Origin of the sequence: Delftia sp. Cs1-4 (assembly GCF_000214395.1) — a bacterium.
In the GTDB taxonomy this organism is placed as follows: Bacteria; Pseudomonadota; Gammaproteobacteria; order Burkholderiales; family Burkholderiaceae_C; genus Comamonas; species Comamonas acidovorans.
This window is the reverse complement of the sequence record NC_015563.1, coordinates 6,065,280-6,079,244: the sequence shown is the minus strand read 5'-3', so window position 1 is coordinate 6,079,244 and position 13,965 is coordinate 6,065,280. Positions and strand designations below refer to the sequence as shown.

Annotated in this window: 12 protein-coding genes; 4 read left to right on the top strand and 8 right to left on the bottom strand. The window is 70.2% G+C overall.

The window, feature by feature from the left end; genetic code table 11:
- The first annotated feature begins 1 nt into the window (after position 1).
- Positions 2-1,096: an AbrB family transcriptional regulator gene (locus DELCS14_RS26680; protein WP_013804381.1), complete on the top strand. Its 1,095-nt coding sequence runs from the start codon at positions 2-4 to the stop codon at positions 1,094-1,096.
- Between the two features lie 8 nt (positions 1,097-1,104).
- Here the strand turns inward: DELCS14_RS26680 and DELCS14_RS26675 are convergent, their stop codons facing one another.
- From DELCS14_RS26675 to DELCS14_RS26635, 8 genes are all read right to left on the bottom strand, one after another.
- The gene (locus tag DELCS14_RS26675; protein WP_012203049.1) at positions 1,105-1,671 is read right to left on the bottom strand and encodes a glycerol-3-phosphate responsive antiterminator; all 567 of its coding nucleotides are present in this window, start codon (positions 1,669-1,671) and stop codon (positions 1,105-1,107) included.
- Position 1,672: 1 nt separating this feature from the next.
- A complete protein-coding gene (locus DELCS14_RS26670; RefSeq protein ID WP_013804380.1) occupies positions 1,673-3,223 on the bottom strand; it encodes an FAD-binding oxidoreductase in 1,551 nt (516 codons plus the stop codon).
- The gene (locus DELCS14_RS26665) at positions 3,217-4,899 is read right to left on the bottom strand and encodes a glycerol-3-phosphate dehydrogenase/oxidase (RefSeq protein ID WP_013804379.1); all 1,683 of its coding nucleotides are present in this window, start codon (positions 4,897-4,899) and stop codon (positions 3,217-3,219) included. The genes DELCS14_RS26670 and DELCS14_RS26665 overlap by 7 nt, the downstream gene beginning before the upstream one ends.
- Positions 4,896-6,437, bottom strand: coding sequence for an FGGY family carbohydrate kinase (locus DELCS14_RS26660; RefSeq protein ID WP_013804378.1), 1,542 nt, complete (start codon positions 6,435-6,437; stop codon positions 4,896-4,898). Before DELCS14_RS26660 ends, DELCS14_RS26665 begins: the two co-directional genes overlap by 4 nt.
- Before the next feature lie 13 nt (positions 6,438-6,450).
- A complete protein-coding gene (locus DELCS14_RS26655; RefSeq protein WP_013804377.1) occupies positions 6,451-7,899 on the bottom strand; it encodes an MFS transporter in 1,449 nt (482 codons plus the stop codon).
- Between the two features lie 241 nt (positions 7,900-8,140).
- Positions 8,141-8,434 (bottom strand): DUF3567 domain-containing protein, encoded by a 294-nt coding sequence (locus tag DELCS14_RS26645; protein WP_012203054.1) that lies wholly within the window; start codon positions 8,432-8,434, stop codon positions 8,141-8,143.
- A gap of 205 nt (positions 8,435-8,639) precedes the next feature.
- Positions 8,640-9,791, bottom strand: coding sequence for a DUF3108 domain-containing protein (locus DELCS14_RS26640; protein WP_013804376.1), 1,152 nt, complete (start codon positions 9,789-9,791; stop codon positions 8,640-8,642).
- A 167-nt stretch (positions 9,792-9,958) separates the two neighbouring features.
- Positions 9,959-10,738: an IclR family transcriptional regulator gene (locus DELCS14_RS26635; RefSeq protein ID WP_012203056.1), complete on the bottom strand. Its 780-nt coding sequence runs from the start codon at positions 10,736-10,738 to the stop codon at positions 9,959-9,961.
- 126 nt (positions 10,739-10,864) lie between these two features.
- Between DELCS14_RS26635 and DELCS14_RS26630 the strand changes: the two genes are divergently transcribed.
- The 3 genes from DELCS14_RS26630 (at position 10,865) to DELCS14_RS26620 (ending at position 13,951) form a co-directional block, all read left to right on the top strand.
- Positions 10,865-11,887 carry a fumarylacetoacetate hydrolase family protein gene (locus DELCS14_RS26630; protein WP_034390060.1) on the top strand — a complete coding sequence of 341 codons (1,023 nt, stop codon included), beginning with the start codon at positions 10,865-10,867 and terminating at the stop codon, positions 11,885-11,887.
- Positions 11,884-12,897 (top strand): TraB/GumN family protein, encoded by a 1,014-nt coding sequence (locus DELCS14_RS26625; RefSeq protein ID WP_013804374.1) that lies wholly within the window; start codon positions 11,884-11,886, stop codon positions 12,895-12,897. The genes DELCS14_RS26630 and DELCS14_RS26625 overlap by 4 nt, the downstream gene beginning before the upstream one ends.
- A 79-nt stretch (positions 12,898-12,976) precedes the next feature.
- Positions 12,977-13,951 carry a tripartite tricarboxylate transporter substrate binding protein gene (locus DELCS14_RS26620; protein ID WP_013804373.1) on the top strand — a complete coding sequence of 325 codons (975 nt, stop codon included), beginning with the start codon at positions 12,977-12,979 and terminating at the stop codon, positions 13,949-13,951.
- Positions 13,952-13,965: the final 14 nt, after the last annotated feature.

Below are 13,965 nucleotides of genomic sequence, written 5' to 3'. Positions count from 1 at the left end.
CATGCCCGAGCGCCGCCACATTTTCCTGCTTCGCATCGCACTGACCCTGCTGGGCGCCTTTGCCGCCGCCCAGCTGTGCCTGTGGCTGCGCACGCCGCTGCCCTGGATGCTGGGGCCGCTGATCGCCACCTCGCTGGCCTCCATCCTGGGCGCGCCCACGGCCAGCGCGGGCCGGCTGCGCAACGGCGGGCAGTGGATCATCGGCGCCTCGCTGGGCCTGTACTTCACGCCGGCCGTGGTGCAGTTGATCGCGGGGCTGTGGTGGGCGATTGCCGTGGCCATCGTCTGGGCGCTGCTGCTGGGCTGGGGCTTCGGCGCCTGGCTGTACCGCGTGCATGCGCCGCGCATGCCGCAGATACCGGCTGGCGAGATGCGCGCCACCACCTACTTCGCGGGCGCCATTGGCGCGGCCTCTGAAATGACGCTGCTGGCCGAGCGCGAGAACGCGCGCACCGACCTGGTGGCGGCCAGCCACAGCCTGCGCCTGGTCATCGTCACCGTGAGCATTCCGTTTGCGCTGCAGTGGAGCGGCCTGCACGGGCTGGAGGGGCTGACGCCGCCCAGCATCCGCATCGTCGAATGGCCGGGGCTGGCGCTGCTGGCCGTGCTCACGGGCCTGGGCGCCTGGGCCATGGACCGGCTCAAGCGGGCCAACCCCTGGTTCCTGGGCGCGCTGCTGGTGTCCATGCTGCTGACCATGTGCGGCCAGGAACTGTCGGCCGTGCCCCAGGCCCTGGTCAATGCGGCGCAGTTGGTGATCGGCATCAGCCTGGGCGTGCGCTTCAAGCGCGAATTCCTGCACACCGCGCCGCGCTGGCTGGGCTCCGTGGCCGTGGGCACCGTGGGGCTCATGGCGATCTGCGCGGCCTTTGCCTGGCTGCTGCACCTGGCCGTGGACCTGCCCTGGGTCACACTGCTGCTGGGCACCTCGCCGGGCGGCATCACCGAGATGGCCATCACCGCCAAGGTGCTGCAGCTGGGCGTGCCCGTGGTCACGGCCTTCCAGGTCTGCCGGCTGATCGCCGTGCTGCTGCTGGTGGCGCCGCTGTTCCGCTGGGTGGAGGCGCGCGGGCCGGCCGCGTCGCGCACGGCCTAGGGCCCACCTCACCACAGCCCACTGTCGCTGGTAGACACCGCAATCGCACCACCGGCCAGCGCCTGCTGGACCTGCTCCTGGCTGCAGACGAAGCCCGAGGCCACCAGGGGCGGCAGGATGCGGCGCTCGGCCTCGGTGATGTGGGCCAGCATGGGGGCGGGCATGATCTGCACGAGGTTGGGGTCGCTCTGCTCCACGGCCTTGATGCTGCGCGGCCAGGTGGAGCGGTCGGTGACGAAGACCTTTTGCATGGTCAGCAGCCCGGCCTTGTTGGCGCGCTGGATGGTGGCCACGCGCGTGGACAGCAGGCTGCTGGCGCCCAGGTCCACAAGGTAGTCCACGCCGCCCTTGTCGGGCGAGATGCCGTCGCAGCTGTCGATGTTGACGATGGCGATCTTGCCCGCCCCGGTGATGGTGGAGATCACCGAGCGCAGGCGGCGCAGTTCGATGTTGGCGACGATGGCGACTTCGGCCTGGCTGGCCAGCAGCGCGTCCATCTGCTCAGCTCCGTACAGGGTGGCGATGACGGGGCGGCGCGCCAGCCGCGCGCCCAGGGAGTTGTCCGGGCGGCCCATGTCAGAGGTCCAGCCCCAGCTTGCCGGGGTTGAGCAGGTTCTTGGGGTCCAGCATGCGCTTGGTGGCCTCCAGCAGGGCAAAGGCCGGGCCCAGCGATTGCCGCATGTAGGGTGCGCGCAGCAGACCCACGCCGTGGTGGTGGCTGAGCGTGGCGCCGTGGCGCAGCAGCACGGCGTTGGCCGCGTCCCAGGCCGCGCGGTACCAGTGGGCACGCTGGTCCACGGCCACCTCGCCGCGCAGCGAAAAGTACAGGCAGGCGCCATCCACATAGGCATGCGACTGGTGGGCCGAGCCGGCCAGGGTGCCGGGGATGGCCTGCAGGGCGGCGACCACTTCCTCGTAGATGGCCGGAAGGTCTTTCCAGGGGCCGCACATCTCCAGCGTGTCGGCGACGAAGCCCGGGCCTTTCTTGAAGCCCTCGGCGCTCTTGCCGGTCAGGTAGCGCGTGTCCAGCCAGCGCTCCAGGGTGGCGGCGCCGTCCAGCCGTTCACCCAAGGGTGCACACACACGCTCGCAGATGGCCATGACGGCGTCGACAATCTCGGGCGCGCCTTCGTCGGCGATCAGCAGCACGTTGAGGTCGCTGCGGCCGAATTGCACGCCGCTTTCCAGCGCGTCATACAGCCGCAGCGCGGCGGGGTTGGCGCCTTGCTGCAGGATCTGGCGGCAGGCCTCCAGGCCCTGGGCAAAGCTGGCAAAGCCATAGGCGATGGCGCGGCCGTGGTCGGGCAGGCGGTGCAGCTTGAAGCGGATGCGCACGATCACGCCCAGCGTGCCTTCCGAGCCGATGAACAGCTGCTGCAGGTCCGGGCCGATGGCCGCGCGCGCATAGCCGCCTACGGTGACGAGGCGGCCATCGGCCAGCACCACGTCCATGCCGTGGACCATGTCCTCGATCTTTCCGTAGCGCGTGGACAGCTGGCCCGCGCCCCGGCAGGCCACCCAGCCGCCCACGGTGCTGATGCCGAAGGACGAGGGCCAGTGGCCCATGGTCATGCCGTGGCGGCGCTGGATGGTTTCCTCGAACACGTCGCCGAACATGCCGGCCTCGACCTCGACGATCTGGCTTTGCTCGTCCATGGCGATAAAGCGATTGAGTTCGCACAGGTCCAGCACTATGCCGCCGCGCAGGGGCAGGGCCGCGCCCGTGACGTTGCTGCGCCCGGCCGAGACGGTGACGGGAATGGCGTGTTCATCGGCAATGCGCATCACGGCCTGCACCTGCTCCACGGTGGATGCATGGGCGATGACGGCCTGCGGCGTGGCCGGGTGGCCCGAGGTCTCGGCCATCATGGTGCGCGCCCACCAGTCGCGCGTGCCGGCAACGATGTCGGCGCGCTCGGTCTGCACGCGGTCGCAGGCGGTGCGCAGCGCGGCGAGCGCGGCCTCGGGCACGGCCACGGGTTCGTGCTGCAGGCCGCAGGCAGGACCTTCGGAGGCAGGGCGGTCGGCTGCAGGTGCGGCCTGCGCCGCCCAGCCTGGGGTCGTGGGGGCGCCCACCACGTAGTTGCGGCGGTTGTAGCCGCGGGCGATTGCGTCTTTGCTCAGCATTGGATGTCTCCCATCAAAATCTGTTTTTCGCGCTCCACGGCGCGGCGGTAGTCGTGGACCTGTTGCGCGACCTGCGCGGGTGTCAGTCCCAGTTCATCGGCCAGGATGTCGCCCACGCGCTGCGCGGCGTGGGCCGAGGCATCGCGCGCCATGAGGCGGGCGCGCAGGCGGCGCGAGAGCACGTCGTCCACGCTGGCCGCCATTTCGTGGCGCACGGCGTAGAGGACCTCGGCCTCGGTATGGGGCAGGCCCTGCACGATGGGCCGGGCCAGTTCGGGCCGCACGGCCAGCAGGTCGCTGACGAAGCGCGCCTCCGTGCCGTAGCGCTCGCCCAGGTGGGCCGACAGGCCGCCCGTGGCCGTGATGGCCTGGGCGTCGTAGCCGGCCGCGCCCAGCACAAAGGCCGAGGTGGTGGTGCAGCGCGTGCGCCGGCCCAGCAGTTTCTCGACGGCGTCCACGGTCTGCTCGGCCATGTGGCGCGAGGTGGTGAGCTTGCCGCCCACGATGGTGACCAGGCCGTCGGCTGCCACATGGATTTCGTGGTTGCGCTTCATCTCCACGGTCTTGCCGCCGGGCGGGCCGACCAGGGGGCGGCAGCCGGCGATGGAGCCGACCACGTCCTCGGGCGAGAGGTCCACCTTGAGTGCGGAGCGTGCGCCTTCCAGCAGGAAGTCCAGCTCGGTGCGCGTGCAGTGCACATCGTCCAGGCCACCTGCGTAGTCCTCGTCGGTGGTGCCCAGGTAGGAGACATCGCCCCAGCGCGTGATGGTGGCGCGCCGGCTGCGGCCCGGCACGGGAATGGTGACGGTGCAGTCGTTGCGTATGCGCAGCCAGGGAATGGCCACGTGCACGCCCTTGGCGGGGCGCACGTGCAGCCGGGGTTCCTGGCCGGGCTTGCGGCCATCCCAGTCGCGCAGCCACACGCCCGTGGCCATGACCACGCTGCGCGCGCGCACCGTGATCTCGCGGCCATCGGCCTGGACGATGGCGCCATCCACGCGGCCGTGGGCGTTGCGCGTGACGGCGGTGGCCTGGCAGTGGTTGAGCACGGCCGCGCCATGGAAGGCCGCGGTGCGCGCCACGGCCAGCGTGAGCCGCGCATCGTCCACGCGCGCGTCGAAGTACATGTAGCCGCCCAGGAGCTGCTCTTCGCGGAAGCTCGGGCAGTGCGACAGCACCTCGGCCTTGCCGAGCTTGCGGTGCAGGATGCCTTCGCGCCAGCCGCCGGCCAGGTCATAGGTCCACAGCAGGCTGCCGAAGGCCTTGGCCAGGCGGGCGTCGAAGACGCCGTCGCGCTCCATCACGGGAAACAGGAAGGGCAGGCGCTGCACCAGGTGCCGCGCATTGCGGCGCAGGCGCTGGCGCTCCAGCAGCGAGTGCCGCACCAGTCCCAGGTTGCCCTGCTCGATGTAGCGCAGGCCGCCGTGCACCATCTTGGAGGACTTGGACGAGGTGCCCGAGGCGAAGTCGTCCTTCTCCACCAGCGCCACGCGCAGGCCGCGCAGGCTGGCGTCCAGCGCCGCATAGGCGCCGGTGATGCCGCCACCGATGACCAGCAGGTCGAAGGCCTCGTCACCCAGCCGCGCGAGCTGGTCCGCGCGCTGCAGCTGCAGCGGCGCGGTCTGGGTCAGTGCGGCGCTGTCCCTGCGTTCATTGCCAAAGGGCCACTGCATCATGCGCAGCCCTCCAGTGCGGCGCTGCGCCCGGGGGCCCGGGCGCGGGCCAGTTCGTCGCCCACGCGGGCGCGCCAGATGCGGCGGCGCTCGCCGCGCTCGTCGGTGGCCATGCGCGGGGTGAAGACCGCTTCGGTGCGTAGCGTGGCGCAGGCCTGCTCCAGCCCGTCCCACAGCAGGCCTGCGCTGCCGGCCATGAAGGCGATGCCGCGCAGGCTGGCCTTGTCGGTATCGGCCAGGCGGCGCACGGGCAGGCCGCCCAGGTCGGCCTGGATCTGCAGCAGCGCATCGCTGCCCGACAGGCCGCCGCCCACCAGCAGCTCGCCCACCTCGGTGCCTGCGGCCGCCTCGTCGGCCTGCACGCAGGAGGCCACGGAATGCGCAATGCCTTCGAGGATGGAGCGCGCCAGCTGCGGCCGCGAGGTGGCCATGGACACGCCCGAGATCGAGGCCCGCGCGCCCGGCTCCATGGCCGGCAGGCGCAGGCCCGTGAGCGCGGGGATGAAGACCAGGTCGGCCGGCGTCTCGGCCTCGCGGGCCAGGGTGCTGATCTGCTGCGGGTTGTCGAACCACTGCAGCTTCTCGCAGATCCAGTTGAGCGCCGAGCCGGTGGTGGGCACATAGGTCTCGATGGCATAGCGCGAGACACCGCCCATGCGCCGCGCGGTCATGGTCAGCGAGCTTTCATGGGCTGCGTCATGCGCGGGCAGCTTTGTTCCCGTGAGCACATCGACGAAGCTGCCCGTGCCATGCACGCACAGCGCCTGGCCCCGCTCCAGGCAGCCCAGGCCCACGGCGGCCGCATGCTGGTCGCCCGCGCAGGCCAGGATGGGCACGGCCAGGCCCAGCAGCTCGCTGCGCGTGCGGCCGAAGTCCTGCACGTCCTCGCACAGGCGGGGCAGCAGCTCGGCGGGAAACTCCAGCGCGTCCAGCCAGTCCTGCAGATAGCGATGCTCGCCCAGCGCATAGGCGTTGCCCGAGGTCACATTGGTGGGCGTGGTGACCACGGCGCGCGCATCCGACAGATGCCACAGCAGCCAGGAGTCGATGGTGCCGAAGGCCAGGCGGCGCTGCTGCCAGGCACGGGCTACGGCCGCATCCTCACGCAGCTTGCGCGCGGCCCACAGGTAGGGCGAACGCACGCCCACGGGCCGGCCCGCGTGGCGGATCAGCCGGGCATCCCAGTCGCCGGCCAGCAGGGCCAGTTCGTCGCGGTGGCGCGAGTCCTGCCAGACCATGATGGGCGCTAGCGACCGGCCTGTGACCGTGTCCCAGAGCACGGCCGAGCAGCGCTGGTTGGCAATGGCCAGGGCCACGATCTGCTGGCCGCAGCCCTGGGCGCGGGCGATGGCGCGGCGGCACACGTCCAGCGTGCGCTCCAGCAGCAGGTCGGCGTCCTGCTCGACCACGCCGGGGCGCGGGCAGTGGATTTCCAGCGGCAGATAGTCCTGGGCGGACACCTGCCCGTCGCGTCCCACGACGGCGGCGCGCGTGCCCGAGGTGCCTTCGTCTATGCAAAGGATCACGGCTTCATGGTGCATGGGGTGGTCTCTTTCAGGCGGTGGTTTGAGCGACCTTGGCGGGCGGGGCGGCGTCTTCCGCGAACTGGGGCGCGCCGGGCTCGTCGTCGGGATTCACCGTGGTGCGCGTGGGGTCCCAGCGGATGGAAAAGCAGACGATGCTGGCCAGCAGCGGGACCACGGACAGGATGAGGAAGGTGTTCTCCAGCCCGTACTGCTGGCGGAACAGCGGGAACACCAGCAGCCCCAGCGCCGCGCCCATGGCGCCCAGCGCGCCGATCACGCCGTTGGCGCCCGCGCGCAGCTCGCTGCGGAACGACAGCGTGGATAGGCTCTTGCCGTTGGCGCCGGGCCCGCCCGAGTGAAAGAGGATGAACAGCGAGGGCACGGCCACGGCCAGCCAGATGGGCATGCGGCCGTTGAACAGGCCCAGCACCAGCAGCATCAGGAACACCAGCGCAAAGCCGAAGGCCGAGGCCCGCCGCAGGCCCAGCCGGCGCCCGATGACGGGCGACAGGAAGCCGCCGACGATGCCGAACACGTTGAACACCAGCGCGCCCAGCGTGGCCTCGCGGAAGTCCTTGCCGAACAGCGAGGCGCTGATCAGCGGCAGGTACCAGCCCACGGCAAAGTACTGGATGGACTGGCCTATCTGCACCGTGGCCGCCAGCAGCGTGCGCGGCAGGTAGATGCCGCGAAAGATCAGCAGCACATTGGCCAGGCCGCGCCGGGCCGGGTTGAGCACGGGCAGGCGCTCGGCAAGGGGCGCTGCCCTGAAGGTCTGGCCATAGATGCGCGTCATGGCGCGGGCCGCGTCGTCCAGCCGCTCCTTGCGTGCCAGCCAGGTCGGGCTTTCCACCAGCAGCGCGGCCTGCATGCCCAGGATGAACACGCCGAACACGGCGGTGGCAGCGACCGAGTAGCGCCACAGCGAATCGCCCACGTCCCAGGAGTGGAACCACAGCGCCAGCACCAGGTTGCTGCACACGGCCATGTACCACATGCCCTGCCAGACATTGAGCCGGCTCTTGAGGCGGGCGGGCGTGAATTCGGCCAGCACCGCCATGGCGATGGCGAAGTCGATGCCATAGGCCGCGCCCACGAAGAAGCGGCCGAAGAGGATGGTGGCGTAGTCGGGCGCCATGCTGACCAGCAGCGCGCCGGCCACGGCCAGCACCTTGGCGATGACCAGCGGGCGCATGCGGCCCCAGCGGTCGGCCATCCAGCCGCCGATGGGGTTGAAGGCGATGGACACCCAGGAGGCCAGCGACGTCATCCAGGCCACCTCGGCCGGCGTGAGCTGCTGGTCGCGCGTCATGGGCCCCAGGCCCACGCTGAGCGCGGAGTTGGAAAAGGCGTCGAGGAAAAGGCCGCCGAGTGCCAGCCACCAGATGGTGCCGGCGCGGCCTGAAATGCCCTGGCGTGCGTCGATGTACGAGATGACATCCTGAACGCCACGAATGCTGTGGCCTGTGGTTTGCATCGCTGCCTCCTGGTTGTCTGCAAGAGGCCGGCGCACACCACACAGGCGCGACAAGACCATCTCACAGATGGTCTTCAAATCTTGAACCTGCGCTCAGGATTCTAGGCAGGCGGCGCTCGCTGCGGATCGGTGAAAGCACCAGGGTCCGCGCAATGGCCGCGCCCAAAGAAAAAGCCCGCCGCAGAGAACCTGCGGCGGGCTTGGCACGCGGCCCCTTCAGGGGGCTGTGCGCTGTGTGCTGTCAGTGGACCACGACGGGCTGCTGGGCCAGGCCTGCGTAGCGATCCAGCGCGTCTTCCACCTCTTCCTCGGTGGGGGCGTCGAGCTGCCAGGCAATGATCTGCTTTTGGAACATCTCGGCCCAGGAGCCGTCCAGGTAGACCTCCTTGCCCGAGCGCTTGTCCACGATCTCGAAGCCGTGGCGTGGCAGTTGGCGGGCGGTGTCGACTGCCTCATTGCCAGCCGTTGCATCCGGATCCATGTCGGGACGCAGATGGAGCACCACAAAAGATTCGGAGTCGTAAAGCATTTGCATGGTGTTCCCTTTCTGGCCCGTTGCCGGGCGTCGCACAGCCTACATGGCTGCGAAGCGCCGGATTTCAAGAACCGTGGGGGTCCCGATCTATCACAGGCACTTGCATGCAGTATTCCACGGATTGGCATGCGCGGCGGCGTGCGCCGCAGGCCGCGCTGTGGTAGGCGGGCGGCAGCGGTGCCTGCAAGTGCCCGCCTACCCGCGATCAGGGCGCCTGGCGGCCCTTGAGCTGCAGGTCGGCGAAGTCGCCGTTGTCCTGCGCCAGCCGGATGCGCACGGGCAGGTATTGCATGGACGGCGCCAGCCACAGCGAGGCCTGCTGGTCATCGCCGGCCGCCGCGATCTTGTCCAGCCGCAGCGCCTGCGTGCTGCCCGAGGGCAGGTCCAGCGTCTCGGTCTCGCCCACGCGGAAGGTCCAGCGGTCGGCGCGCCGCGCGCTGACGGTGATGAAGCTGATCTGCGTGCCCGCCGGATAGCGCTGCGGCGCCGCCGCCAGCAGGGCCGACAGTTGCAGGAACACGCTGAGCCGGTCCTGCGCGCCGGGCGCGATGGCGGCATCGGGCGCGCCCGTGCTGAAGTGCGCCAGGTTCTGGTCGAACGCCAGCTGCGCCGATTGCTCCTTGCGTGCCTTGTCGTTGAAGCGGCTGGGCTCCAGTCCCCTGTCGGTGATGCGGCCCTCGCTGGTCTGCGAGCGCGAGCCCAGCAGGAACAGGCTGACTTCCTGGCTGGCCTGGTACTGGCCGTTGGCATGGCGCCAGACCAGCTCGGCACTGGCCGAGTAGTTGAAGCGCTTGGCCTGGCCGGTGACGGCGAACGACAGCCGCGCGGGATCGGGCAGTTGCACGGGAACGGGGGCGTCGGAGGCCAGCGGCGTGCCGTCGGGCGAGGTGATGGCCATGCCCTGGGCCGGGCCGGCCGAGGGTGCGGGTGGTGTTTCGGGTTCGGGCTTGGAAGCAGGCGGCGCCGGCGGTGTGGCCGGGGTTGCCCCGCTGCCGGCATCGGCGGCTTCCGAGGCTTCCGATGCGGCAGGCTCCGGCGCTGCGGCCATCGGCAAGGGCTCCACGGTTTCGCGGATGGGCGTGTCCAACGGCTCGGCCACGGATGCGGCGGGTGCCGGGCGCTGGACCTTGGGGCGAGGCTGCTGCGGCTTGGGCGCAGGCGCCTTCGGTGCGGGTACGGGCGCTGCAGGCGGGGGGGCGGGTGGCTCGGGCAGGGACAGCGCCCGCGTCTGCATGGCCGCCACCTCGGTGCGCGGCGCTGACACCTGGCTCCACAGCGGCAGGCCCAGCAGGGCCAGGGCGTGCACGCCCAGCACCACGGCGGTGAGGGCGGGCAGGGCGCGCTGGCGTAGGCTCATGTCAGTTATCCATAGTGCTGCGCGCCACCCACAGCCCATGAAACCGGCGCGGCCCAAGGCCAGGGACAGCGAGCAAGGGCCTACGCCGGCCGCGCCGCCCCGCAGCGAGGCTGTCGTCCCCCTTCCAGGGGGAAGGCGCGAAGCGACTCAGGGGGTGTAGCTTCATCTCAGGCATTCCAGCCCAGGTCCTGGGACAACTGCACGCAGGCTTCGCGCAGCGGCGCGTCGATGGCGCCGCCGTATTCGGGGTCGAAAGTTGCAATCGAGCCCAGCGTGGTCAGGCCCAGCACGATATGGCCCGAGGAGTCGAAGACCGGCGTGCAAAACGCCACGATGCCGGGCAGCACGGTATCGACCACGCGGGCGGTGCCGCGCTCGCGCACCTCGGCCAGCATGGCGTCTATGGCCTCGGGGGTGAGCGGCAGGTCCTTGCGCTGGATGCGGCGGGCCTTGTCCACCTCGGGCTCCAGCAGCGGGGCCGTGACCTCGCGCGGCAGCCAGGCCGCGAAGCAGCGCCCGGTGGCCGAGGCCAGCATGGGCATGACGTCGCCCAGGCGCAGGTTGGCGGTGACCGACTGCGCGCTTTCCTCCCAGTGCACGATGGTCGGCCCGTGGTTGCCCCAGACGGCGATGGCCGCCGTGTGGTGGATGCGCTCCATGAGCGCGGGCATGCGCTCGCGCGCCAGCCGCACGGGGTCCAGCCGCGCCAGCGATGCCAGGCCCAGCTTGAGCGAGGCCGGGCCCAGGTCGTAGCGGGAGGTGCGCGCGTCCTGGGTGACCAGGCCGATGCGCTGGAAGCTCACGAGGTAGCGGTGCGCCTTGGCGGCGCTCATGCCGGCGTCGGACGCCAGGTCCTTGAGCATCTGCGGGCCCCGGGCGCGCGTCAGCGCCTCCAGCAACGTAAAACCGACCTCGACCGATTGAATCCCTGCGCGTTCCTTGTCCATTGCAATAGAATTTGGTTTTGTTTAGTTAAATCAATTTAACTTATCGTAATTCGTGGCTGCGTCGCCATGGGTATCCAGGCCGCTGCCCGGATGCCGTGGCGCGCGGCGGCGGCACGGGGGAGCAGCATGAAACTTGCCACATACAAGGACGGATCGCGGGACGGGCAACTGGTCGTGGTGTCACGCGACCTGAGCCAGGCCCATTATGCGACCGGCATAGCGAGCCGCCTGCAGCAGGTGCTCGACGACTGGAGCTACATGGCGCCCCAGCTGCAGGACCTGTACCACCTGCTCAACAGCGGCAAGGCGGTCCATGCCTTTGCCTTCGATCCGCGCCAGTGCATGGCGCCGCTGCCGCGTGCCTACCAATGGGCCGACGGCTCGGCCTACATCAACCATGTGGAGCTGGTGCGCCAGGCGCGCGGCGCCGAGGTGCCCGCCAATTTCTACACCGACCCGCTGATGTACCAGGGCGGCAGCGACGATTTCCTGGGCCCCTGCGACGACGTGGTGGTGCCCAGCGAGTCCATGGGCATCGACTTCGAGGCCGAGATCGCCGTCATCACCGCCGACGTGCCCATGGGCGCCACGCCCGAGCGTGCGCTGGGCGGCGTGCGCCTGGTCATGCTGGCCAACGACGTGAGCCTGCGCAACCTGATCCCCAATGAGCTGTCCAAGGGCTTCGGCTTCTTCCAGTCCAAGCCCGCCACCTCCTTCAGCCCCGTGGCCGTGACGCTGGACGAGCTGGGCGACGCCTGGAAGGGCGGCCGCCTGCACCTGACGCTGCAGTCCACCTGGAACGGCCGCAAGGTAGGTATGTGCGATGCGGGCGAGGACATGAGCTTTCACTTCGGCCAGCTCATCGCCCATATCTGCAAGACGCGCAATGTGCGCGCCGGCTCCATCGTGGGCAGCGGCACCGTGAGCAACAAGGGCGTGGAAAGCGGCAAGGGCAAGAACCGGCGCATGGAGTGGCCCAAGGGCTACAGCTGCATCGCAGAGAAGCGCTGCATAGAGACCATCCAGGACGGCGCGCCCAAGACCGAGTTCATGCGCTTCGGCGACACCATCCGCATCGAGATGAAGGGCAAGGACGGCCAGAGCATCTTCGGCGCCATCGACCAGAACATCGTCGAGCCTGCCGAATGAGCCGCGTCTGCGCACCCTGGTGGCGCCTGGCGGGCAGGTCGCTGCGCGCCGGCCTGGCCGCGCTGGCGCTGTCGCCGCTGGCCGCGGCATTCGGGGCGCCCCCGGCCGCGGACCCCGTCACCTGCCCGCCCGAGGCGCGCATGCCCAGCCCGGACGAGATCCGCGCCATGCAGCGCAAGGCGCAGGACCGTGGACTGCTGTGGCGCATCGAGCACCGGGGCCGCACCAGCTGGCTCTACGGGACCATGCACGCGGCCAAGCTCGATTGGAGCGTGCCCGGCCCCACGGTGGCGGACGCGCTGCGCGCCTCCGACAGCCTGGCGCTGGAGCTGAACATCCTCGATCCCGAGGTCATGAAGGTCTTGTTCGCAGGCATGCAGGCGCGGCCCGATGCGCCGCCGCTGCGCGGCGATCTCCAGCGCCGGCTTGAGGAGCAAAGGCGCCTGGCCTGCGCCGGCCCCGAGCTGGCCCTGCTGCGCCCCGACGCCCAGGTGATCTCCCTGTTGTCGCTGGCCGGCCGCAGCGAGGGGCTGGACGCGTCCTATGGCATCGATTTCTCGCTGGCCGGCGTGGCGCTGGCCCTGGGCAAGCCCGTGCTGTCGCTGGAGACACCCGAGCTGCAACTGCGCGAGCTGGTCTCGGACGACCCCGCGCGCGTGGCCGAGACGGTGGAGTCCGGCCTGCGCCAGCTGGAAAGCGGCATCGCCTCCCAGAAGCTGGGACTGATCGCACGCGTCTGGGCCGATGGCCGCATCCACCTGCTGGAGAGCCTGCCCGACTGGTGCGACTGCATGGCCAATGCCGCCGAGCGCGCCGACTACGACCGCATGGTCTATGGCCGCAACCCCGGCCTGGCGCGCGAAGTGGCGCGGCAGATCCGTTCCGGCCGCAGCGTGTTCGCCGCCGTGGGCGCCCTGCACATGGTGGGCACGCGCGGCCTGCCGGCGCTGCTGGCGGCCCAGGGCTTCAAGGTGCAGCGCGTGGAGTTCCCCGCAGCCAGCCCGCCCTGAAACACACGGCCGCCGCCTCCATGAACAAAAGCAACAGGGCGCGGCCAGGACCATCACACCCATCCCACAGGAGACAACAATGGACCGTAGACAATTCCTGGCCGCCGTGGCGGCCTCATCCGCCGGCATGGCCGCGCCTTTTGCACAGGCGCAGGACTGGCCCGCCAGCAACATCCGCTGGGTCGTGCCCTATCCGCCCGGCGGCGGCACCGACGTGCTGGCGCGCACCGTGGCCGAGGCCATGCGCCAGACGCTGAACCAGACCATCGTGGTGGACAACCGCCCCGGCGCCTCCACCAACATCGGCGCCCAGATCGTGGCCACGGCCAAGCCCGACGGCTACACCATCATGTCGGGCGACAACGCCGTGCTGGCCTACAACGAGCACCTGTTCAGCAAGCTGTCCTTCAACCCCGAAAAGGACTTCACCTACATCGGCGGCATCAGCCGCTTCCCGATGGCGCTGGTGGTGAACCCGAACTTCGAGGCCAAGACCTTCAAGGAATTCCTGGCCTACGTGAAGGCGCATCCGGGCCAGGTCAACTACGCCTCGCCCGGCAACGGCTCGCCCCACCACCTGGCCATGGAGATGTTCAAGAACCGCACGGGCACCTTCCTGACGCACATCCCCTATCGCGGCGCGGCGCCTGCGCTGGCCGACGTGATGGGCGGCCAGGTGCCCTGCATGTTCCTGGACCTGGCCTCGGGCCTGCCCGTGATCCAGTCGGGCAAGGTGCGCGCCCTGGCCATCGGCACGGGCAAGCGCGTGCCCAGCCTGCCCGAGCTGCCCACGCTGGCCGAGGTCGGCGTGCCCGATACCGAGGTCTATGCCTTCCAGGGCATCCTGGGCCCGGCCAAGATGCCCCCCGCCGTGGTGCAGCGCCTGAACGCCGAACTCAACAAGGCGCTGGCCAACCCCGCCGTGGTCAAGCGCATGCAGGACTTCGGCATGGAGGCGCTGCCCGGCACGCCCGAGCAGTTCCTGGCCATGTCGCGCGCGGAATCTAAGCGCTGGGGCGCCATCATCAAGAGCGCTGGCGTCAAATTGGACTGACCCCCTGAGCGGCT

Excerpts from the sequence above, each read along its gene's own strand:
- DELCS14_RS26670 (WP_013804380.1), bottom strand. The coding sequence starts at position 3,223 with ATGCTGAGCAAAGACGCAATCGCCCGCGGCTACAACCGCCGCAACTAC.
- DELCS14_RS26635 (WP_012203056.1), bottom strand. The coding sequence starts at position 10,738 with ATGGACAAGGAACGCGCAGGGATTCAATCGGTCGAGGTCGGTTTTACG.
- DELCS14_RS26645 (WP_012203054.1), bottom strand. The coding sequence starts at position 8,434 with ATGCAAATGCTTTACGACTCCGAATCTTTTGTGGTGCTCCATCTGCGT.
- DELCS14_RS26665 (WP_013804379.1), bottom strand. The coding sequence starts at position 4,899 with ATGATGCAGTGGCCCTTTGGCAATGAACGCAGGGACAGCGCCGCACTG.
- DELCS14_RS26620 (WP_013804373.1), top strand. The coding sequence starts at position 12,977 with ATGGACCGTAGACAATTCCTGGCCGCCGTGGCGGCCTCATCCGCCGGC.
- DELCS14_RS26640 (WP_013804376.1), bottom strand. The coding sequence starts at position 9,791 with ATGAGCCTACGCCAGCGCGCCCTGCCCGCCCTCACCGCCGTGGTGCTG.
- DELCS14_RS26630 (WP_034390060.1), top strand. The coding sequence starts at position 10,865 with ATGAAACTTGCCACATACAAGGACGGATCGCGGGACGGGCAACTGGTC.
- DELCS14_RS26680 (WP_013804381.1), top strand. The coding sequence starts at position 2 with ATGCCCGAGCGCCGCCACATTTTCCTGCTTCGCATCGCACTGACCCTG.
- DELCS14_RS26655 (WP_013804377.1), bottom strand. The coding sequence starts at position 7,899 with ATGCAAACCACAGGCCACAGCATTCGTGGCGTTCAGGATGTCATCTCG.
- DELCS14_RS26675 (WP_012203049.1), bottom strand. The coding sequence starts at position 1,671 with ATGGGCCGCCCGGACAACTCCCTGGGCGCGCGGCTGGCGCGCCGCCCC.
- DELCS14_RS26625 (WP_013804374.1), top strand. The coding sequence starts at position 11,884 with ATGAGCCGCGTCTGCGCACCCTGGTGGCGCCTGGCGGGCAGGTCGCTG.
- DELCS14_RS26660 (WP_013804378.1), bottom strand. The coding sequence starts at position 6,437 with ATGCACCATGAAGCCGTGATCCTTTGCATAGACGAAGGCACCTCGGGC.